This window comes from Nocardioides sp. NPDC051685 (assembly GCF_044453405.1).
GTDB lineage: Bacteria > Actinomycetota > Actinomycetes > Propionibacteriales > Nocardioidaceae > Nocardioides.
In genome coordinates, this window is sequence record NZ_JBITCR010000006.1 from 366,321 (window position 1) to 387,509 (window position 21,189).

The window sequence follows — 21,189 nt, forward strand, 5'->3', positions numbered from 1 at the left end:
ACGTGTTACACGGGGAGGCAGATGCGCCGACTCGACTACACGAAGAGGGCGCGGATGTCGTCGGCGCCGATGGTGGAGCCCATGGCCCCCTCGCCGTCGACGACCTTGGCGAAGAGCTCGGCCTTGCGCTCCTTGAGCTCCATGACCTTCTCCTCGATCGTGTCGGTCGACACCAGCCGGTAGACCATGACGTGCTGGGTCTGGCCGATGCGGTGGGCGCGGTCGACGGCCTGGGCCTCGGCGGCGGGGTTCCACCACGGGTCGAGCACGAAGACGTAGTCGGCCTCGGTCAACGTCAGGCCGACGCCACCGGCCTTGAGCGAGATCAGGAAGACCGGCGCATCGCCGTCGCGGAAGCTCTCGATCACCGCACCGCGGTCGCGGGTGGCGCCGTCGAGGTAGGCGGCGTCGATGCCGGCCTCGGCGAGCCGGGTGCGCGCCCGGCCGAGGAAGGAGGTGAACTGGCTGAAGACCAGTGCCTTGTGACCCTCGGCGGCGAGCTCCTCGATGTGGTCGACGAGGGTGTCGAGCTTGGCGGAACCGACGTCGTCGTCATCGGGGTCGACCAGACCGGGGTCGAGGGAGAGCTGCCGCAGCCTGGTCAGCGCACTCAGGATCGCGACCCGGTTGTCGTTGAAGTCGTCGAGCAGGTGCAGGATCCGCTGCCGCTCCTTGGCCAGGTGGGCGTCGTAGATCTTGCGGTGGGCCGGGTTGAGGTCGACGCCGAGCACCTGCTCCTGCTTGGGCGGCAGGTCGTCGGCGACGAGCTCCTTCGTACGCCGCAGCAGGAACGGGCGCAGCCGGGTGCGGAACCGGCGCAGCGCCCCGTCGTCGCCCGACTTCTCCACCGGCGAGACCACCGCGTCCCGGAACATCCGCGGGCTGGGGTAGAGGCCCGGCGCCGTGATCGAGAGCAGGGCCCACAGCTCCATCAGCCGGTTCTCGAACGGCGTGCCCGTCACCGCGAGACGCCAGCGGGCGTCGATGCGGCGGGCCGCGGCGTACGTCTTGGACTGGTGGTTCTTGACCTGCTGGGCCTCGTCGAGGACGAGGCCGGCCCAGGGGCGCCCGGCGAAGGCGTCCTGCTCGAGCCGGAGGATGGCGTAGGTGGTGACCACGACGTCGGCGTCCTCGCGGGCCTCGGCCACGGAGTCGACGCGCTTGCTCACCGTGCTCACCCGGAGACCGGGGGTGTGGCGGCGGGCCTCCTGGACCCAGGCCGGGACGACCGACGTCGGCGCCACCACGAGATAGGGGGCGCGCGGACCCGGCTGCGTGTGCACGGCGTGGGAGATCGTGGCCAGCACCTGGAGCGTCTTGCCGAGGCCCATGTCGTCGGCGAGGATCCCGCCGAGGCCCTGGTCGTGCAGGAACGCCAGCCAGTGGAAGCCGTCGAGCTGGTAATGGCGCAGCTCGGTCGCGAGACCGGTCGGGGAAGGCCGTGGGATCTCGCGCAGGTCGCGCAGCGCCTGGGCGCGCTGGACCCATTCGGCGGCCTGCTGGTCGACCACGCCCAGCTCAGCGAGCTCGGCCCAGACGCCGAGGTCGTGCTTGCCGACGGCGAGCCCGTCGCCGGTGCGCTCGTGGAGCTGTCCGGCGGCCTCGACGACGTTGCGCAGCCGGTCGAGCTCGGGGCGGTCGGTGGTGATGTAGGTGCCGCTGGGGAGGATCAGGTGGTCGTCGCCGCGGGTGAGCGCCCCGAGCACGTCGGGCAGCGGGACAGCCTCTCCGCCGATCCGGATCACGACCTGCAGGTCGAGCCAGTCCTGGCCGCCCAGGGAGGCACCCTCGGGCGAGGTGACCTCGAAGGAGATCTCGGGGTCCTCGTCGGTCTCGCGGAAGTCGGGCCGCTCCACCTCGGTGACCTCGACGCCCTCGATCTCACGCAGCGCCGGGAGATCGTGGATGGCGAGCGCGAGCGCATCGCCGTCACGCACCTCCTGCTTGCGGAGCAGCTCGGCGGAGACCTTGTCGCGAAGCACGGCCTCCGCGGCCGGATCACGGACCAGGCCGAGGTCCTCGCGCGAGTCCACCGGGTAGTGACGTACGCCGTAGGCCCACGTCCAGCCGAGCGTGGCATGCGTCGAGCTGCGCCAGGTGACTGTCAGGGTCAGGCGCGGTGCGGGAGGCTCAGGGATGTCGAGGGAGTCGTCGGAGGAGCGCAGCGGCACCAGACGGGCCAACGGGCCCAGCAGGGCGCTCAGCGTGCCGATCTCCGGCTCGGGGACGGTCAGCGGGTCGCGCGCGGTCACCAGCCGCTGTGCGTGCGTCGAGAGCGGTCCGGACAGGTCGCCGAGATGGAGCACCCCGGCATCGAGGACGCCCACCGAGCGGGTCGGGCGACCGATCGGGAGCACCGTCGGGCCGGCGTAGACCCGGTCGCCGTGGGCCAGGCCGAAGCGGAGCACGGCCTCGCCGTCCTCGCGGCGCAGCTCCCCGGCGAGCGAGAGCGGCTCGTCGAAGATCACCACGCCGCGTACGTTCTCGCCGGGCAGGACGGTCACGCCGCCACGGATCGCGTCGCGGAGCAGGCCGACCGCATGCTCACCGAAGTCGGCGAGGCTGAGGGAGGAGCCGCGGGCGTAGAGCAGCCGGTCGGGCCGCAGCTGCCGGGCCAGCTCCTGCAGCGGGAGCAGCTGACTGCGCGGGAAGTCCTTGCCGGGCAGCGCGCTGGGGATGTTGGCCCAGTCGGCGCCGGTCTTCGCCCAGCGCTCGCGGTTGCCCATCCGCATCGGCCTGAGCTCGACGGTGGGGGAGCCCCCCATGGCCGACCGCGGGCTGTGCACGTCGATCTCGAGCGCCAGCGCCGGCAGGTCGTCCTCGGGCTTGTTGTCCTCGGCGAGCTGGCCCAGGAGCGTACGCAGCTCCGTCTCCCACGACGGGCCCTGCGGCGTCGTCGCGGTGCGCGAGCCGGCGAGGACCAGCCCGAGGGCGGCGCCGTGCTTGCAGTTGTTGTGCACGGGGCAGCTGCACGAGCTCGTCACCCTGGCGACGCCGTTGCGGGACTCCAGGTTGAGGGTCGTGCGGTAGGGGGTCGGACTGGTGCCCCTGACCTCGGCGGCCGCGCGCAGCGTGCTGCTGCCGATCTCGGTGACCTGGGGCTCCCCGACCCGGCCCTGGGCTGCGTAGGCCGCGCCGCGCTCGATGGTCTGGGGGTCGAAGGTCTCGCGGAGCAGGTCGTTCGTGAGAGCTTCGAGCAAGGGCACCCGATCCATTCTTCCAGCATGAGGCGGGTTCTGCGACTTCGTGGACGCTCGTGGTGAGCAGCGTCTCGTTCGTTGCGGAGGCGCTGGTCTAGACCAGCGGCGCCCAGCGCCGGGGTTCCAGTGCATTCACCGGCCTGCATAGACGCACGCCGTGCTGCGTGTCCCGAGCAACCGAATCCGAACCGATCGGGATGACTTCGTCGCGCAAAAGGAAAGCCACCTCGATCCGAGCGGGGGGATCCGGACCGAGGTGGCGATGAATACTTTCGGCCAAGTTGCCGGTGATTGCAAGTCGAACCGCCATGGCGGGAATATGACGTGTCGTATATCTGCCATGATGTCCGTCGTTCGTTCCCCGCCACGGAAAGGCATCTCGGATGCTCGATGCGCTCGGTCTCGACAAGCTCGAGGAGACGGTCTACCGCCAGCTGGTCGGGGCGCCGTCGGCCAATCTCGAAGAGCTGGCCGAGGTGTCCGACCTGGACACCTACGCGGTCTCCGCGGTGCTGGCCGCGTTGGAGGGGAAGGGCCTGGTCGCCCGGGCCTCGGCCGGTCAGGACCGCTACGTCGCCTCGCCGCCGGCGGTGGCGCTCGGGGCGCTGCTCGTCCAGCGCCAGGACGAGCTGCGCCGCGCGCAGGTCGAGATGACCGAGCTCGCCGGTCTCTACCGGGGCTCGGTCGCTCGCCGGGACGTGGCCGACGTGGTCGATGTCGTGCACGGCACCGAGGCGATCGCCCAGCGGTTCGCCCAGCTGCAGTACTCGGCGAAGAAGTGCATCCAGGCCCTGCAGAAGCCGCAGGCCGCGGTGGTGACCCGGGAGGACGCCGACGAGGCCGAGCGGGCGGCGATCGAGCGCGGGGTCCGGCACGACATCGTGCTCGAGCGCTCTGTCTTCGACACCCCCGGCATCTACGAGACCATCGACTCGGGCCTCGAGATCGGGATCGAGCTGCGGGTGGTGCCGACGGTGCCGCTGCGTGCCTTCATCGTCGACCGGGAGATCGCCCTGATCCCGCTGATGAACAGTGAGCACAACACCGTCCAGGACGCGCTCCTGCTCCACCCCAGCGGTCTGCTCGACGCGATCCTCGCCCTCTTCGACCTGATCTGGACCTCGGCCCCGAAGCTCGTCGCGACGCCCGAGGGCACGGTCGAGACGGCCGCCGATCGCCTCGAGCCCCTGGACACCAAGGTCCTCTCGCTGCTGCTCGCGGGCCTCACCGACGCGTCCATCGGGGCGCAGCTCGGGCTGTCGCTGCGTACGGTCCAGCGGCGGGTGCGCCAGATGATGGACCGCGCGCGGGTCGACACCCGCCTCCAGCTCGGCTACGAGGCGGGTCGTCGCGGCTGGCTGTGACGCTCGAGCCCTACCGCTCGCCGCCCGGCACCCACAGGACGTCGCCCTGCTCGCGGTTGGCGTGCCGGGCGAGGATGAAGAGCAGGTCGCTGAGGCGGTTGAGGTAGGTCAGGGCCAGCTTGTTCATGGTCTCGCCGTGGACCTCGTACGCAGCCCAGGCCGCCCGCTCGGCGCGGCGCACCACGGTGCGGGCCACGTGCAGGTGGGCCGCGGCCACGGTGCCGCCGGAGAGGATGAACGAGCGCAGCTTCTCCAGCGGCTCGTTGTAGTCGTCGCACCAGGCCTCGAGCCGGTCGATGTAGGCCTGCTCGACCCGGAGCGGCGGATACTCGGGGTCGGCCACGACCGGGGTGGACAGGTCGGCGCCGACGTCGAAGAGGTCGTTCTGGACGGTCGTCAGCACCTTCACGACGTCCTCGTCGATGCCGCCGTGAGCCAGCGCGACCCCGATCGCCGCCCCGGCCTCGTCGGTGGTCGCGTACGCCTCCAGCCGCAGGTCGGTCTTGGCGGTCAGGCTCATGTCGCCGAGCCGGGTCTCACCGGCGTCGCCGGTGCGGGTGTAGATGCGCGTCAGGTTGACCATGGGCTGAGCCTATGCGGAAGCCCCACTTCCCGGCGAGCGTGGTCATCTGACAGATGATAGTGACGGAAGTGGCCAATGGGGCTGTTGAGGTGCAACCAATCGGAGCTGCCGCGCGTCATAGTGGGCGAGAGGGAGCGCCGTGTGGTGCGTAGAGCTGCTGTGTAGGGCAATCCACTTCCCGGGGGATGGAGGCAGGGCATGGAGATCGTGATCGACGGGCCGACGCTGGTGCTGAACGGAGACTTCGACGTACGCAGCACCTGGATGGCGCGCAGCGTCATCTATGACCATCTCGACTCGGTGGAGGGCGACGTCGTGCTCGACGTCTCCGGCGTGGCCAGTGCCGATGTGACGGCCCTGAAGCTGCTCGCCGTCGCGACCCGGCAGGCCCATGCCGAGGGTCGCCGTCTCACGCTGCAGGGCTGCACTCCCGCGGTGCGGCGTATGCTTCACCTCTCGAGGCTCTATCGTGTGCTCGAGGTGGAGAACTCCCCGCTCATCGCGTAGCGGGTAGCGGGTAAAGCGAGTGACATCTTCCACACCGGAGCCGGTTACCGATCGGTAACCGAGGGGCTAGCATGCCGTCTATGACGGACACCACGCCTTCCGAGCAGAGCCGCCCGGCGAAGGATCGCTCCTGGCTGATGCGGACGTACGCCGGCCACTCGACCGCCGAGGCGTCCAACGAGCTCTATCGCACCAACCTCGCCAAGGGGCAGACCGGTCTCTCGGTCGCCTTCGACCTGCCCACGCAGACCGGCTACGACCCCGACAGCGTCCTCGCCCGCGGCGAGGTCGGCAAGGTCGGCGTGCCGATCATGCACATGGGAGAGATGCGCAAGCTCTTCGACCAGATCCCCCTCACTGAGATGAACACCTCGATGACGATCAACGCGACCGCCATGTGGCTGCTCGCGATGTATCAGGTCGCCGCCGAGGAGCAGAACCCCGGCATGGACCCGGCCGAGGTCGCCGCCAAGCTGGCCGGCACCACGCAGAACGACATCATCAAGGAGTATCTCTCCCGCGGGACGTACGTCTTCCCGCCGGAGCACTCCCTGCGCCTGATCAGCGACATGATCGCCTACACGGTCCACCAGATCCCGAAGTGGAACCCGATCAACATCTGCAGCTACCACCTGCAGGAGGCCGGCGCGACGCCGGTGCAGGAGATCGCCTACGCGATGTGCACAGCCATCGCGGTCCTCGACCAGGTCAAGGCCTCCGGCCAGGTCTCCGAGGAGGACTTCGGCAAGGTCGTCGGCCGGATCTCGTTCTTCGTCAACGCGGGGGTGCGCTTCGTCGAGGAGATGTGCAAGATGCGCGCCTTCGTCGAGCTCTGGGACGAGATCACCCGTGAGCGCTACGGCGTCGAGGACCCGAAGATGCGCCGGTTCCGCTACGGCGTCCAGGTCAACTCCCTCGGTCTCACCGAGGCGCAGCCCGAGAACAACGTCCAGCGCATCGTGCTGGAGATGCTCGCGGTGACGCTCTCCAAGAACGCGCGGGCCCGCGCGGTGCAGCTGCCGGCCTGGAACGAGGCGCTCGGCCTGCCGCGTCCGTGGGACCAGCAGTGGTCGCTGCGTCTGCAGCAGGTGCTGGCCTACGAGTCCGACCTGCTGGAGTACGGCGACCTCTTCGACGGCTCGCCGGTCGTCGAGGCCAAGGTCGCCGAGCTCGTCGCGGGCGCCAAGGAGGAGATCGACCGTGTCCAGGCCATGGGTGGCGCGATCGCCGCGGTCGACACCGGCTACATGAAGTCCGAGCTGGTCTCCTCGCACGCCCGCCGTCGCGCCGCCATCGAGTCCGGCGAGGAGATCATCGTCGGCGTCAACAAGTTCACCACCACCGAGCCGAGCCCGCTGACCGCGGACCTGGATGCCGCGATCATGGTCGCCGACCCCCGTGCCGAGGAGGCCGCCAAGGCCTCCCTGGAGGCGTGGAAGGCCGAGCGTGACGAGTCGGCCGTCGCCGAGGCGCTGGCCGCGCTGGCCGCTGCCGCGAAGACCGACGCCAACCTGATGGAGGCCACCTTGGCCGCCGCCCGTGCGGGCGCGACCACGGGGGAGTGGGCCGGCACCCTGCGCGAGGTCTTCGGCGAGTTCCGGGCGCCCACCGGTGTCTCCGGCGCCGTCGGCGCCGCGGAGGCAGGTGCCGAGCTGTCCGCGGTACGCGACCGGGTGAAGGCCACCGGTGACGAGCTCGGCGTCAAGCTGCGCATGCTCGTCGGCAAGCCCGGCCTGGACGGTCACTCCAACGGCGCCGAGCAGGTGGCCGTCCGGGCCCGCGACGCCGGCTTCGAGGTCATCTACCAGGGCATCCGACTGACCCCGGAGCAGATCGTCGCCGCGGCGGTCGCCGAGGACGTACACGTGGTCGGGCTGTCGATCCTCTCCGGCTCGCACATGTCGCTCGTGCCGTCCGTGGTCGAGGGGCTGCGCGAGGCGGGTCTGGGTGACGTACCGGTCATCGTGGGCGGCATCGTGCCCGAGTCCGACGCCAAGACCCTGATCGAGTCGGGGGTCGCGGCGGTCTACACGCCCAAGGACTTCAGCCTCACCGAGATCATGGCCGACATCGTCGAGGTCATCCGGAAGGCCAACGACCTCTCCTGAGCCTGCGCCGACACGTCTCCCGAAAAAACTTTCGGGAGACGTGTCGATTCTGCTTGCGGCCGTTCGTGGAAGGGGCAGAGGGAGGCGAACAGAGCCTCCCGCCACCTCACGGGAGAACAAGATGTCCACGATCACCACCGCCCAGCAGACCACCACCTCGACCCGCGCCACCCGCGCCGCCGGCCGCAAGCCGGTCTGGCTCCATGGCCTCGGCGCCACGGTTGCCGCGAGCGCGGTCGTCACCCTCCTCGCCGCCGGTGCCTTGGCCGCCGGGGTGAGCTTCGAGACCGCCTCGGGGCCGATCCCGATCCTCGGGTTCGTCCAGCTGACCGCCTTCTTCTCGCTCATCGGGGTCGCGATGGCCGCGGTGATGGCCCGCGTCGCCCGCAGCCCGCGGCGTACGTTCGTGGTCACCACCGTCGTGCTGACGGTCGTCTCGTTCGTCCCCGACGCCACCTTCGGCTTCGACGCCGTCAGTGCGGTCACCCTGATGGTCCTGCACGTCGTCGCCGCCGCCATCGTCGTCCCGGTCCTGGCCCGCCGCCTGGCCGAGGAGCGGTGAGGTCTGCCCGCAGAGGCGCCGAACGGGTCCTGTAACACGTCGTTCGTAGGACTACTCGCCCTATCTGATGGGGCGAGTAGTCCTACGAACGACGTGTTACACGTGCGGCGGGTAGCCTGCCGCGCATGCGGATAGTGGTGGTCGGAGCCGGAGTCATCGGGCTCTCGTGCGCGGTGCGGTTGCTGGAGGCCGGTCACGAGGTCAACGTGATCGGCCGGGAGCGGACGTCCGGGACCACCTCGGCGGTGGCCGGCGGGTTCTGGTTCCCCTACCTGGCCGAGCCGCGCGACCGGGTGAGGGTCTGGGCCACCGAGACCTTCCGAGAGCTCGCCCGGCTGGCCGAGGAGGAGCCAGAGGCAGGCGTACGCATGGTGCACGGCACCCAGCACAACCCCGAGGCCGATCTGTGGTGGGCCGCGCCGCTCACCGACCTGACCGTCAGCGACAACCGGGCCGAGTTCACCGCCCCGATCGCCGAGATGCCGGTCTACCTGCCGTGGCTCGAGCGACGGATCACCGACGCCGGCGGGACCATCTCGACGGGGACCGTCGACGACCTGGAGAGCCTGGACGCCGACGTCGTGGTCAACGCGACCGGTCTCGGCGCGCGGGAGCTGGTCGGCGACACCAGCCTCTACCCGGTCCAGGGCCAGATCGTCGTCCTCGAGCCGGGTGCCACCGACGAGTGGCTGGAAGCGGAGGGCGAGGCCCCCTCCTACGTCTTCCCGCGCGGTGGCGACACCGTCGTCGGGGGTACGTCGGTGCCGCACGCCTGGGACCAGAGCCCGGATCCGCGTACGGCCGAGCGGATCCTGGCCGACGCCACCACTGCCGTGCCGGAGATCGCGAACGCCGAGGTCAGGGCCCATCTGGTCGGCCTCCGCCCGGCCCGGCCCTTGGTCCGGCTGGAGCGCGAGGGGCGGGTGGTGCACTGCTACGGGCACGGCGGTGCCGGGGTGACGCTGAGCTGGGGCTGTGCCGCCGAGGTGGCGGCCCTGGTGAAGTAAGGCTTGCCTAACTCTGCTGTTACCCTTCGGGGGTGGGCAAGAAGAGGAAGCCTCCCAAGACGGAGTGCTGCGTGTCGAAGTCGCGCTGCAAGCGGTGCCCGATCCGCATGCTCAAGGAGGGCACGTTGCCCGAGGGCATGACGGTCAAGAAGCGGCGCTTGGTGACCCTGGACGGCAAGCCGGTCAAGAAGAAGCATCTGCCTGCTTGAGTGGAAAGGCGCCGCCAAGTTGTGCCCGAGGTGGTAGGAATTGCCTTGCAGACGATTACCTACTCGTGCAAGGACGTTACCGATGCCTCACGCCACCCGCCGTTCTGTCCTGTCCGGTGCTGCTGTCACGGGCGCCGCGGCGCTGAGCGCTGCCGGCTACACCGCCACCCCGGCCCATGGTGCGAACCGCGCGGGAAAGCCGGACACGGTCCGGCTGACCGTGCTCGGCACGACCGACCTGCACGGCAACGTCTTCAACTGGGACTACTACAAGAACGCCGAGTTCGCGAACAGCGCCGGCAACGAGATCGGCGTCGCCAAGGTCAAGACCCTGATCGACGCCGTCCGTGCCGAGCGGCGCGGCGAGCCGATCCTCACCATCGATGCGGGTGACACCATCCAGGGCACGCCGCTGGCCTACTACTACGCCCGGATCGACCCGATCACCGAGGGCGCGATCCATCCGATGGCCCGGGCGATGAACCTGGTCGGCTACGACGCCGTCGCGCTCGGCAACCACGAGTTCAACTACGGCATCGACACCCTCCGGAAGTTCGAGGAGCAGGTGGACTTCCCGATGCTCGGCGCCAACGCGGTCGACCCGTCGACCAAGCTGCCGGTCTTCCCGCCCTACATCATCAAGGACTACGACCTCGGTCGCGGCCGTCGACTGCGGGTCGGTGTGCTCGGTCTGACCAACCCCGGCATCGCGATCTGGGACAAGGCCAACGTCGAGGGTCGGATGGAGTTCCCCGGGCTGGTCGAGCAGGCCAAGATCTTCGTTCCCGAGCTCAAGAAGGCCGGCTGCGACCTGGTGATCATCAGTGCCCACTCCGGCGCCGACACCTCCAGTTCCTACGGCGACGAGCTGCCCCCGGAGAACGCCTCGACCCTGGTCGCCGAGCAGGTGCCGGACGTCGACGCGATCCTCGTCGGCCACGCCCACCGGGAGATCACCCAGCGCTACGTCACCAACACCGCGACCGGCAAGCAGGTGCTGCTGACCGAGCCGCTCTACTGGGGCATGCGCGTCTCCGTGATGGACCTGGTCGTACGCCGCGAGAAGCGTCGGGGCCGTCCCGCCTGGGTCCTGGAGTCGGCGACCTCGCAGACGCTCAACTCCAACACCGTCGACCCCGACCCGGAGGTCACCGCCGCGGTGAAGGAGCAGCACGACGTCGTGATCGACTACGTCAACTCCGTCGTCGGCACCTCCGCGGTGGAGATGCTGGCCGCGCGGGCGGTCGTGGAGGACGTACCGATCATCGACTTCGTCAACTTCGTCCAGGCCGATGCGGTCAAGGCGGCGCTCACCGGCTCCGACGCGGAGCTGCCGGTGCTCTCGATCGCGGCCCCGTTCAGCCGTGCCGCCGCCTTCCCGGCGGGCGAGGTGACCGTACGCGACGTTGCCGGTCTCTACATCTACGACAACACCCTGATGGCGGTGCGCATCACCGGGTCCCAGCTGCGCGACTACCTCGAATACACCGCTCGCTATTTCAAGCAGGTCAGCGGCACCGGCCCCTTCCCGATCGACCAGGTCACCAACGCGCCGACCGATACCGCGCCCAACGGCACCCCCGACTACAACTTCGACACGATCGCCGGGCTCGATGCGGCGCTGACCTACGACATCGACATCGCGGCCGCGGTGGGCTCGCGGATCACCGGCCTCGCCTACGACGGCGTGGCGGTCACCGACGCTCAGGAGTTCGTGCTCGCGGTCAACAACTACCGCCAGTCCGGTGGCGGCGGCTTCCCGCACGTCAGCCACGCCCCCGTGGTCTACAACCAGCAGGTCGAGATCCGACAGCTGCTCATCGACTGGGTCACCGCCCACCAGGTCATCGACCCGGCTGCTTTCGCCTCGGTCGACTGGCGCCTCGTCTCCGGCGGCGAGCCGATCACCGTCAACTCCTGACATCGAGTCGGCTCGTTCTGACCGCAAGCCCCGCCAAGTCGGCTCGTCATGACGAGCCGACTCGGCGGGGTTCTACGTCAGGATGAGCCGACTCGGCGGGTCAGCGGGGGTTGATCCAGTTGAGCAGCTGACTCATCGAGATCAGCAGGTCGTCCAGCCGCCGCTCCACGCTGTCCAGGCGCGCGTTGACGCTGTCGATCGCAGCGTCGGTGCGCTCCATCCGGCCCTTGATCGCATGGAACTCAGCCGTGTGCATCTGCTGCATCGTCAGGAGATCGATCATGATCGCCTCGACGTCGCTCACGGACAGGCGGCCCCCAACGCCATGCCCCGAGTAGTTCATGGACATGACGTGAATAGTGTCACGCGATCGCATATGAAAGGTATGGAAACCTGTTTCGCTTGCGTGAACTTGCCTGACCGTGCACCAACTGTTGGTCAGAAGAGTCTCTCGGTCGGATCATCGAGGCCGCGGAGCGCGTCGTAGTCGACGATCGCGCAGGTGATCCCGCGGTCCTCGGCGAGCACGCGCGCCTGCGGTTTGATCGCCTGAGCGGCGAAGATGCCGCGTACGGGGGCCAGCAGCGGGTCGCGGTTGAGCAGCTCGAGATAGCGGGTCAGCTGCTCCACGCCGTCGATCTCGCCGCGCCGCTTGATCTCGACCGCGACCGACTTCCCGTCGGCGTCTCGGCACATCAGGTCGACCGGGCCGATCGCGGTCGGGTATTCGCGGCGTACGAGGGTCAACCCCTCGCCCAGCGTGGCCGGGTGGTCGGCGAGGAGCTCTTGGAGGTGCTTCTCGACGCCGTCCTTCTGCAGGCCGGGGTCGATGCCGAGCTCGTGGGACGACTCGTGGTGGATCTCGTCGATCAGGATCCGGAGGGTGTCGTCCGTCTTGGATGTCACGGTCCATTCGACGCGGCCGTCGTCGGACTTGCCCTCTTTGAGGGCGCAGGGCGGCGACATCCAGTTGAGGGGCTTGTAGGAGCCCCCGTCGGAGTGGACCAGCACCGATCCGTCGGCCTTGAGCATCAACACTCTGGTGGCCATCGGAAGGTGGGCGGTGAGCCGCCCCGCGTAGTCGACCTGGCAGGTGGCAACGACGAGTCTCACCGGGAGAACGTATCGCATGACCTGATGTGAGCAGCGTCACGCCACCAGGGGTTACTCATGGGTAATAAATTTGGCAGTCTTCCGTCGCATGACGGTTTCGACCCAGGGTTCCATCCACGACGTGCTCGTGCTGCCCTACCTCAACCACGCCATTCGCATGCTCGAGTCGGGCTACGCCACCGCCGCGGACATCGACAACGCCATGTGCTTCGGCTGCGGCTACCCCCAGGGGCCGCTGGCCACGGCCGACGAGATCGGCGCCGCCGCCGTACGTGACGGGCTGCTCGCCCGCTTCGAGGAGACCGGCGACAACCTGCACAAGCCCGCCGACCTGCTCACCAAGGTCGCCGGCGAGTCCGGGACGTTCGCCGCGGTCGCCGGAGACCACGTACGCGCTCCGGAGCTGCGCCGCACGATCGAGAAGATCGGCGTGATCGGCACCGGCACGATGGCCTCGGGCATCGTCCAGGTCTTCGCCCAGGCGGGCTACGACGTCGTCTTCGTGGGCCGCTCCCAGGAGAAGGTCGACGGAGTCGTCGCCGGCATCACCAAGTCGCTCGACAAGGCCATCGCGAAGGGCCGCTCGGACGAGGCGACCAAGGCCGCGGTGCTCGGCCGTCTCACCGGCAGCACCTCGCGCGAGGACCTCGCCGACGCCGACCTGATCGTCGAGGGCATCGCCGAGGATCTCGAGATCAAGACGCAGCTCTTCAAGGACCTCGACCGGATCGCCAAGCCCGGTGCGATCCTGGCCACGACGACCAGCTCGATGCCGATCACGGAGCTCGCCAAGGTCACCGAGCGCCCCGGCGACGTCATCGGGATGCACTTCTTCAACCCCGCGCCGGTCATGAAGCTCGTCGAGGTGGTCACCACCGACTTCACCTCGCCCGAGGTCGACGAGACCGTGCTGGCGCTGTCCGCCGCGATCAAGAAGGTCCCGGTCTCCTGTGGCGACCGCTCCGGCTTCATCGTCAACGCGCTGCTGTTCCCCTACCTCAACGACGCCGTCAAGCTGCACGAGTCCGGTGTCGCGATGGACGAGATCGATGCCGCGATCAAGGAGACCGCCGGCTTCCCGATGGGCCCGTTCGAGCTCCTCGACGTCGTCGGCAACGACGTCTCCCTGGCCATCCAGTCCGAGCTCCGCAACGAGTTCGGCGAGCCCGGCTTCGACCCCGCCGCCCTCCTGGTCCAGAAGGTCCAGGAAGGCAAGCTCGGCCGCAAGACCGGCGAGGGGTTCCACACCTACTGACCCAACCCGGCCGAGGCGTCACGTACGTCGGCCGAGGCGTCAGCTACGCGAATCGAGTCGGCACCGAAGTGCCGGCTCGATTCGCGCGTGTGACGCCTCGGCCTGCGGGGGTGACGCCTCGGCGGTCAGGGGCGGGGGTAGCCGCGGCGTACGGCTCGTTCCAGGATCCCCAGGGTGGCCCGGATCGACTTCTGGTCGATGATCGGGAAGATCCGCTTCCACCCGGGGACGGCGGTGGACCAGTCGCAGTACGAGGTGACGCGGGTGTCGCCGGACTCGAGCTGTTCGAGCTCGTAGCCGAAGCGGTGGCCGATCGGCGGCTTGATCGTGCCTTCGATGGTCCACTCGATCCACCTGTCGGGCTCGAACCCGGTGATGATCACAGTGACGTCGTACTTTCCCAGCGGGATGTCGCCGAGGGACTCGCGGTCCATGTGGACGTCGAACCGGTCACCGACGGCGCCGACTGGTGATCCATCTGCCGACTGGAGCATGCCGGACGCGTCGATGGCGACATGGCCGTCCGGGTCGACGAGGACGGCGAAGATGTCGGCGGGGGAGGCGGGGATGATCCGCTCGGCGTCGATGCGTTCGGCCCCGATGCGCTCGGCGGCCTGGGTCTGGTCGGTCACGGGAGCGAATCTAGCGGCATGCCGGGATGCCCGACATCCCCCCGTGGCAGGATGCTCGGCATGAGCGAGCGCACGATCGAGACAGTCGGAGTCGTCGGCCTGGGCACCATGGGTGCGGGGATCGCGGAGGTGTTCGCCCGCAACGGGTTCACCGTTGTCGGGGTGGAGCGGGACGAGGAGGGCCTCGAGCGCGGCAAGGAGCACCTGGCGCACTCGACGGGTCGGGCGGTCAAGCGCGGCAAGCTCAGCGAGGAGGAGCAGAAGGCGCTGCTCGGCCGGATCTCCTTCGCCACCGACCCGACGGCGCTCAAGGACGTCGACATGGTCGTCGAGGCGGTCGTGGAGTCGCTGGAGCTGAAGAAGACGATCCTCGCCACCCTCGACGAGATCGTGGCCCCCGAGACCATCCTGGCGACAAACACCTCGTCGCTGTCGGTGACCGAGATCTCGACCGCGTCCAAGCACCCCGGGCGCGTCGTCGGCGTGCACTTCTTCAACCCCGCGCCGGTGCAGAAGTTCGTCGAGATCGTACGCACCGTGGTGACCGAGCCCGAGGTGCTCGAGGACGCGCGCGAGGTCGTCGGCAAGCTCGGCAAGTCACCGGTGGTCTGCGGTGACCGGGCCGGGTTCATCGCCAACGCGCTGCTCTTCGGCTACCTGAACCACGCCGTCTCGATGTTCGAGGGCCACTACGCCACCCGCGAGGACATCGACACCGCGATGCGGCTGGGCTGCGGCTACCCGATGGGGCCGCTGGCGCTGCTGGACCTGATCGGCCTGGACACCTCCTACGAGATCCTCGACACGATGTACCGCCAGGGTCGCGACCGCCTGCACGCCCCTGCGCCGATCCTCAAGCAGATGGTCACCGCCGGGATGCTCGGGCGGAAGTCGGGCCGCGGCTTCTACACCTACGAGGGGGCCGACTCGCCGATCGTGGTCCCCGACGCCCTCACGCCCAGCGCCGACGCCACCCACGAGCTCCGCCGCGAGATCACCAAGGTCGGCGTCGTCGGCACCGGGACGATGGCCTCCGGGATCGTCGAGGTCTTCGCCAAGGGCGGCTACGACGTGACGTACGTCGGGCGCAGCCAGGACAAGGTCGACGATGTCGCCGCGCGGATCACCAAGAGCCTCGACAAGGCCATCGGGCGGGGCAAGCTGGAGGAGTCGGCGAAGCCGGAGATCCTCGGCCGCCTGACCGGCACGACCTCGCTGGACGATCTGGCCGACGTCGACATCGTCGTGGAGGCGATCGCCGAGGATCTGGCCATCAAGACCACGCTCTTCGAGAACCTCGATGACATCTGCAAGCCGGGCGCGATCCTGGCGACGACGACCTCGAGCCTGCCGGTCATCGAGCTGGCCAAGGTGACGAAGCGTCCTGCCGACGTCGTCGGGATGCACTTCTTCAACCCCGCGCCGGTGATGAAGCTGGTCGAGGTCGTCTCCACGGTCACCACCTCCGAGGAGGTCTCCGAGACCGTCCGCGCCCTCTGCGCGAAGGTCGGCAAGGCGCCGGTCTCCTGTGGCGACCGCGCCGGCTTCATCGTCAACGCGCTGCTCTTCCCCTACCTCAACGACGCGGTCAAGATGCTCGAGGGCCACTACGCGACCGCCGACGACATCGACACCGCGATGAAGCTCGGATGTGCGCTGCCGATGGGTCCCTTCGAGCTGCTCGACGTGGTCGGCAACGACGTCTCGCTCGCTATCGAGCGCGAGCTCTACCTGGAGTTCCGCGAGCCGGGCTTCGCGCCCGCGCCGCTCCTGGAGCACCTGGTCACCGCCGGCTACCTGGGCCGCAAGACGGGCAAGGGGTTCCGCGACTACAGCTGACGCGCGTTCCTTCGTCAAGGTATGCAGACGAAGGCGCACATCCCACGCGGAACTCCACATGGGATGTGCGACCTGAGCTGCATACCTTGATGAAGGCGCAGGCCCCGACCACCCCGGCAGTACGCTGAGAGACGTGGGACTTCTGATCGCACTCCTCATCGTCGTCGCGGTGGTCGGGACCGTGGTAGTGACCAGCAGGCGCTCGCAGGCGCGGGCGCTGGAAAAGCAGCGCGCCGACCTCGAGCCGGTCAAGCAGCTCGCTTTCGAGGACGTCACCGCGTTCGGTGAGGAGCTGCAGAAGCTCGACCTCGACATGACCGGCAAGGAGCTCGACGAGGGCGCCAACGCCGACTACCAGCGGGCCCTGGACGAATACGAGACGGCCAAGCGCACCGTCGACAAGATGACCTCGCCCGACGACGTCAAGCAGATCACCACGATCGTCGAGGACGGCCGCTACGCGGTCGCCTGCGTCAAGGCGCGGGTCGCCGGCGAGCCGCTGCCGAAGCGCCGCCCGCCGTGCTTCTTCGACCCCCGCCACGGGCTCTCGGTCGAGGACGTGGCCTGGGCGCCGCCGGGTGGCACCACCCGTGACGTACCTGCCTGTGCGCTCGACGCCGAGCGCGTCAAGGCCGGCGCTGAACCGGACACCCGCAAGGTGATGGTCGGCAACGAGCGCGTTCCCTACTGGCAGGGTGGCCCGGCCTACCGGCCCTACGCTGCCGGCTACTTCGGTGCCTTCTCGCCCATGGACTGGATGTTCGCCGGGCTGATGTTCAGCGCGTTCGGCGGCTTCGACGCCTTCGGTGAGATCGGCGAGGGCATGGGTGACGCGATCGGCGGCATCGGCGAGGGCATCGGCGACGCCTTCGGCGGCATCGGCGACGGCATCGGGGACATGTTCGACGGCTTCGACTTCTGAGTCTGTACGATCCCTCGGTGACTCTTCATACGCTCGAGCTCGGTGAGAGCGGCAGCCGCGTCGTCTTCCTGCACGGACTCTTCGGCCAGGGACGCAACTGGAACACGCTCGGCAAGCAGCTGGCCGACAAGCATCGGGTCACGCTCGTCGACCTGCCCCACCACGGCCGCTCGCCGCAGCCCGAGACCTTCGACTACCTCGAGGTGACAGCGGCCGTCGCCGAGCTGCTCTCGGCCGACGACCCCGCGACCGTGGTCGGCCACTCGATGGGCGGCAAGGTGGCGATGCTGCTCGCGATCACCCGCCCCGAGCTGGTCGCGAAGCTGGTCGTGGCCGACATGTCCCCGGTCGTCTACGAGCGGGTCGGCGGCTTCAAGACCTACGTCGACGCCATGCAGAGCCTCGACCTGGACCGCATCACCCGGCGCGAGGAGGCCGACGCCGGGATGCGGGAGGCGGTCCCCGACCCGACGATCCGCGGCTTCCTGCTGCAGAACCTGAGACGGGACGGCGACGGCTGGCGCTGGGCGATGAACCTGGACGTCCTCGGCCGCGACCTCGACCGCATCGGCGACTGGCCGGCCGAGGAGCTGAAGGCGTACGAACCCTATGAGGGGCCCGTGCTGTGGCTGGCGGGCGAGCTGTCGAACTACGTCACCGACGAGTACGCGCCGGCGATGAAGGAGTGGTTCCCGCGCTATCGCAAGGTGACCATCAAGGGCGCCGGTCACTGGGTCCATTCCGAGAAGCCGGAGACCTTCCTGGCGACCCTGCGTCCCTTCCTCGGTGACTGAGCCTCGGCGACTGAGGACCGCGGCTACGCTGTGCGGCATGGAGCGCGACAGACCGGTCATCGTGCTGGTCGGCGGCGAGCACGCCGAGATCATCGAGCACGAGTTCCGGGCACGCTACGACCGTGACTACCGGATCGAGCCCGTGGTGGGCTTCGCCGCGGGCCTCGACAGGACCCGCGAGCTCGTGGCCGAGGGCGCGCAGATCGCGATGGTCGCCGTCGAGCACGTGCTCGACGAAGGCACCTCGATCGAGTTCCTGCACCGCGTACCGGCCATCGTGGCGACGGCGCGGCGGGTCGCGCTGGTCTCGTGGGACGACTTCTCCGGTGCTCTCGACGACCTACGTGCCGCGGCGCTCGAGCGTGAGATGGACACGTACGTCCTCATCCCGCGCGGGCCGCGGGACGAGGAGTTCCACACCGCGCTGATCGAGCTGCTCTCGGAGTGGGGGTGGTCGGTGGGCAGGCCCCTGGTGACCGTGACCGACGTGGTGGCCGAGCCGGGCGACCGCGACGCGGCGGCGGTCCGGGACCTGCTGGAACGCATGGGCTTCCCACACCGGTCGCTCGAGCCGAGCGACGAGGAGGCGGAGGAGATCGTCGAGGCCGCCGGCCCGGGGGCGCGGCTGCCCCTGCTACGTACGTTCACGGGACGCGTGGTCTCCGGAGCGACGGCGGCGACGGCCGCCGAGGCCATCTACGGCGGGTTCGACGAGATCCCCGAGGGGGTGATCGCCGACGTCGCCATCGTGGGTGGTGGACCGGCGGGCCTCGCGGCCGCCGTCTACGCGGCGTCGGAGGGCTTGGCGACGGTCGTTGTGGAACGCGACGCGATCGGCGGCCAGGCGGGGTCGAGCTCCATGATCCGCAACTACCTCGGCTTCCCGCGCGGCATCTCCGGCATGCGCCTCGCCCAGCGGTCCCGCATCCAGGCGACGCGGTTCGGCGCGCGCTTCTTCACCGGGCGCCCGGCGACCGGGATCGAGCCCGGTCCCGCCCACGAGCCCGAGCACCAGCACGTGCACGTGCGTGGCGCGCAGTTCTGCGCACGTACGGTCGTGCTCGCGATGGGCGTGACCTATCGGCGGCTCGGGGTGCCTGGCGTGGACGACCTGGTGGGAGCCGGCGTGTACTACGGTGCCGCGACGTCGATGGCGCGCGAGATGCAGGGCCGTGAGGTCTTCGTGGTGGGCGGCGGCAACTCGGCCGGACAGGCGGCCATCCACCTCGCCAAGTTCGCGAAAGCGGTGACGATCCTGGTCCGGCGTCACGACCTCGCCGAGACCATGTCGGCCTACCTGGTGCGTGAGATCGACGCGACCGCGAACATCCAGGTCCGGCCGCGCACCGTCGTCGCGGACGGCGGGGGCAACGCCCGGCTGGAGTGGCTGCGGCTGGAGAACCTGGACACCGGTGAGGACACCAAGACGTCCGCCGACGGCCTCTTCTGCCTGCTCGGAGCGGAACCCGACTGCTCGTGGCTGGCGGAGTGCGTGGCGCTCGACGAGCACGGGTTCGTCCTGACCGGCCGCGACGTGCCACACGACGCGTGGGTCGACGGGAACCCGCCCGCGAGCCTGGAGACGACGGTGCCGGGGGTCTTCGCCGTCGGTGACGTACGTGCCGGGTCGATGAAGCGGGTCGCCTCCGCGAGCGGCGAGGGCGCGTCGGTGCTCCCGCTGGTGCACGCCCACCTGGCGCGGCTGCGCGCCCGGGAGTTCGGCGCCTGAGTCCCCTGGGACCGTGGGCAGAGTGACACTCCTGCTCGCGGCCGCCTCGTGGGCTAGCTGCCCGACAAGAGTCGCTGGAACACCTCGACGATCCGATCGGCATCCGCCTCGGACGTACGCCAGTTGCTGAACCCCAACCGCAGGGCGGGAGTGCCGTGGTGGACCGTGGGGGTCACGAAGGTGACGCCGGTATCGGCCACACGGCGGGCGAGCTCGGCGGGATCGCCGGGGACTTTCAGGCAGACGATGTTGAGCCGGACCGGGGCGAGCAGCTCGACGCCGTCGATCTCGGCGAGCAGCCGCCCGGTGCGGCGAGCGAGGGCGATGGTGCGCTCGACGATCTCGCGGTGGCCTTCGCGGCCGTAGGCGTACAGGGTGAACCAGGCGGGCAGGGCGCGCAGGCGTCGGGAGCTCTCGGGGGTGAGGTGTACGAAATCAGGGGATGCGCCGGGGAGGCCGATGTAGGCCGAGGCGTTGCTGAAGACCCGGGCCTGCAGGTCCGGGTGGCGGGTGAGCTGGATCGCGGAGTCATAGGGGACGTTGAGCCACTTGTGCAGGTCGACGCAGATCGAGTCGGCGCGGGAGAGACCTGCGACGAGGTGGGCGTGCGAGGGGGCGAGGGCCGCGAACGCACCGAAGGCGCCGTCGACGTGAAGCCAGAACGGGAACTCGTCGCGGAGGTCGGCGATGGCGTTCAGGTCGTCGAAGTCGCCGGTGTTCACGGTGCCGGCGTTGGCGACGACGATCACGGGTCGGCCGGCCTGTTCGCGCAGAGCGGTCCGCAACGCGTCGACGTCGACGGCATCCCGGTCGGGGCGGAGAGCGACCGGCCGGAGGCTGTCTCTGCCCAGCCCGAGCACGGACAGCGCCTTGGAGACGGTGGAGTGGGCGGCGCCGGAGAGCACGACGACCGGACCGAGCGCCGCGACGCCCTCGGTCGAGACCGACACCCCGAGCCGGTCGCCGAGCCACTCGCGTGCCAGCGCCAGGCCGGTGAGGTTGGACATCGTCGCGCCGGTGACGAACGCTCCGCTGAAGTCGCCAGGGAGGTCCAGCAGGTCGAGGACCCAGCGCACCGTCTCGCGCTCGAGGTCGCTGGCGGCGGAGTCCTGGACCGTGATGGTGTTCTGGTCGAAGACCGGGGTCAGCCAGTCGCCGGCGACCGCGGCAGGGGTCGCCCCGCCGGTGACGAAGCCCAGGTAGCGGGGGCCGGCGCTCGCCGAGAGGCCCGGCGCCCAACGGCTCTCGAAGTGTCGCAGAGCGGCCTGGCCCCCGGCGCCCCGGGCCGGTAGCCGCTCGGCGGAGGGAGGCCGGAACGGAGAGGTCACCGGTCTGCCGTCGAGTCCGGCGATGATCTCTTGTGCGTAGTCCTGGGTCGCGCCGAGGAGATCGGTCATCCCGGCGAGGTCTGCGTCGAGCTGTGGGTCCATCCTTTGACGGTAGG

At 69.5% G+C, this 21,189-nt stretch carries 18 protein-coding genes; 12 read left to right on the top strand and 6 right to left on the bottom strand.

Going from position 1 to position 21,189, the window contains the following annotated elements:
- Window positions 1-35: 35 nt before the first annotated feature.
- Entirely contained in the window at window positions 36-3,206 is a 3,171-nt protein-coding gene (locus ACIA03_RS19790) for an SNF2-related protein (protein ID WP_396985604.1), read from the bottom strand.
- 377 nt (window positions 3,207-3,583) lie between these two features.
- On the opposite strand from ACIA03_RS19790, the gene ACIA03_RS19795 reads away from it, so the two are divergent.
- Window positions 3,584-4,564, top strand: coding sequence for a helix-turn-helix domain-containing protein (locus ACIA03_RS19795; protein ID WP_396985606.1), 981 nt, complete (start codon window positions 3,584-3,586; stop codon window positions 4,562-4,564).
- 10 nt (window positions 4,565-4,574) lie between these two features.
- Here the strand turns inward: ACIA03_RS19795 and ACIA03_RS19800 are convergent, their stop codons facing one another.
- The gene (locus ACIA03_RS19800) at window positions 4,575-5,147 is read right to left on the bottom strand and encodes a cob(I)yrinic acid a,c-diamide adenosyltransferase (protein WP_045547381.1); all 573 of its coding nucleotides are present in this window, start codon (window positions 5,145-5,147) and stop codon (window positions 4,575-4,577) included.
- Between the two features lie 198 nt (window positions 5,148-5,345).
- Between ACIA03_RS19800 and ACIA03_RS19805 the strand changes: the two genes are divergently transcribed.
- The 6 genes from ACIA03_RS19805 (at window position 5,346) to ACIA03_RS19830 (ending at window position 11,461) form a co-directional block, all read left to right on the top strand.
- Complete coding sequence (locus ACIA03_RS19805; protein WP_396985609.1) at window positions 5,346-5,654, top strand: STAS domain-containing protein; 309 nt, start codon at window positions 5,346-5,348, stop codon at window positions 5,652-5,654.
- An 80-nt stretch (window positions 5,655-5,734) separates the two neighbouring features.
- A complete protein-coding gene (locus tag ACIA03_RS19810) occupies window positions 5,735-7,762 on the top strand; it encodes a protein meaA (protein ID WP_396985611.1) in 2,028 nt (675 codons plus the stop codon).
- Between the two features lie 121 nt (window positions 7,763-7,883).
- Window positions 7,884-8,324, top strand: coding sequence for a DUF6069 family protein (locus ACIA03_RS19815; RefSeq protein ID WP_396985613.1), 441 nt, complete (start codon window positions 7,884-7,886; stop codon window positions 8,322-8,324).
- A gap of 125 nt (window positions 8,325-8,449) precedes the next feature.
- The gene (locus tag ACIA03_RS19820) at window positions 8,450-9,331 is read left to right on the top strand and encodes an NAD(P)/FAD-dependent oxidoreductase (protein ID WP_396985615.1); all 882 of its coding nucleotides are present in this window, start codon (window positions 8,450-8,452) and stop codon (window positions 9,329-9,331) included.
- A 32-nt stretch (window positions 9,332-9,363) separates the two neighbouring features.
- On the top strand, window positions 9,364-9,540 hold the full coding sequence (locus ACIA03_RS19825) for a hypothetical protein (RefSeq protein ID WP_396985617.1): 177 nt from the start codon (window positions 9,364-9,366) through the stop codon (window positions 9,538-9,540).
- Between the two features lie 82 nt (window positions 9,541-9,622).
- The gene (locus ACIA03_RS19830) at window positions 9,623-11,461 is read left to right on the top strand and encodes a bifunctional metallophosphatase/5'-nucleotidase (protein WP_396985619.1); all 1,839 of its coding nucleotides are present in this window, start codon (window positions 9,623-9,625) and stop codon (window positions 11,459-11,461) included.
- Between the two features lie 100 nt (window positions 11,462-11,561).
- Here ACIA03_RS19830 and ACIA03_RS19835 read toward each other — a convergent pair whose 3' ends face one another.
- Window positions 11,562-11,810 carry a hypothetical protein gene (locus ACIA03_RS19835; protein ID WP_350832638.1) on the bottom strand — a complete coding sequence of 83 codons (249 nt, stop codon included), beginning with the start codon at window positions 11,808-11,810 and terminating at the stop codon, window positions 11,562-11,564.
- 89 nt (window positions 11,811-11,899) lie between these two features.
- Window positions 11,900-12,574: an endonuclease NucS gene (gene nucS / locus ACIA03_RS19840; RefSeq protein ID WP_396985621.1), complete on the bottom strand. Its 675-nt coding sequence runs from the start codon at window positions 12,572-12,574 to the stop codon at window positions 11,900-11,902.
- 88 nt (window positions 12,575-12,662) lie between these two features.
- Between nucS and ACIA03_RS19845 the strand changes: the two genes are divergently transcribed.
- Window positions 12,663-13,829: a 3-hydroxyacyl-CoA dehydrogenase NAD-binding domain-containing protein gene (locus ACIA03_RS19845; protein WP_396985623.1), complete on the top strand. Its 1,167-nt coding sequence runs from the start codon at window positions 12,663-12,665 to the stop codon at window positions 13,827-13,829.
- A gap of 125 nt (window positions 13,830-13,954) precedes the next feature.
- On the opposite strand, the gene ACIA03_RS19850 is transcribed toward ACIA03_RS19845, so the two are convergent.
- A complete protein-coding gene (locus ACIA03_RS19850; RefSeq protein WP_396985625.1) occupies window positions 13,955-14,461 on the bottom strand; it encodes a polyketide cyclase in 507 nt (168 codons plus the stop codon).
- Between the two features lie 60 nt (window positions 14,462-14,521).
- Here ACIA03_RS19850 and ACIA03_RS19855 point away from each other — a divergent pair, with 60 nt between their 5' ends.
- The 4 genes from ACIA03_RS19855 to ACIA03_RS19870 all read left to right on the top strand — a co-directional run bounded on the left by ACIA03_RS19855 (window position 14,522) and on the right by ACIA03_RS19870 (window position 19,745).
- Complete coding sequence (locus tag ACIA03_RS19855; RefSeq protein WP_396985627.1) at window positions 14,522-16,300, top strand: 3-hydroxyacyl-CoA dehydrogenase family protein; 1,779 nt, start codon at window positions 14,522-14,524, stop codon at window positions 16,298-16,300.
- Between the two features lie 133 nt (window positions 16,301-16,433).
- Window positions 16,434-17,222: a hypothetical protein gene (locus ACIA03_RS19860; RefSeq protein ID WP_396985629.1), complete on the top strand. Its 789-nt coding sequence runs from the start codon at window positions 16,434-16,436 to the stop codon at window positions 17,220-17,222.
- Window positions 17,223-17,239: 17 nt separating this feature from the next.
- Window positions 17,240-18,016: an alpha/beta fold hydrolase gene (locus ACIA03_RS19865; protein ID WP_396985631.1), complete on the top strand. Its 777-nt coding sequence runs from the start codon at window positions 17,240-17,242 to the stop codon at window positions 18,014-18,016.
- A gap of 37 nt (window positions 18,017-18,053) precedes the next feature.
- Window positions 18,054-19,745 (top strand): FAD-dependent oxidoreductase, encoded by a 1,692-nt coding sequence (locus tag ACIA03_RS19870; RefSeq protein ID WP_396985633.1) that lies wholly within the window; start codon window positions 18,054-18,056, stop codon window positions 19,743-19,745.
- Between the two features lie 53 nt (window positions 19,746-19,798).
- Here ACIA03_RS19870 and ACIA03_RS19875 read toward each other — a convergent pair whose 3' ends face one another.
- A complete protein-coding gene (locus ACIA03_RS19875) occupies window positions 19,799-21,175 on the bottom strand; it encodes a pyridoxal phosphate-dependent decarboxylase family protein (RefSeq protein WP_396985635.1) in 1,377 nt (458 codons plus the stop codon).
- Window positions 21,176-21,189: the final 14 nt, after the last annotated feature.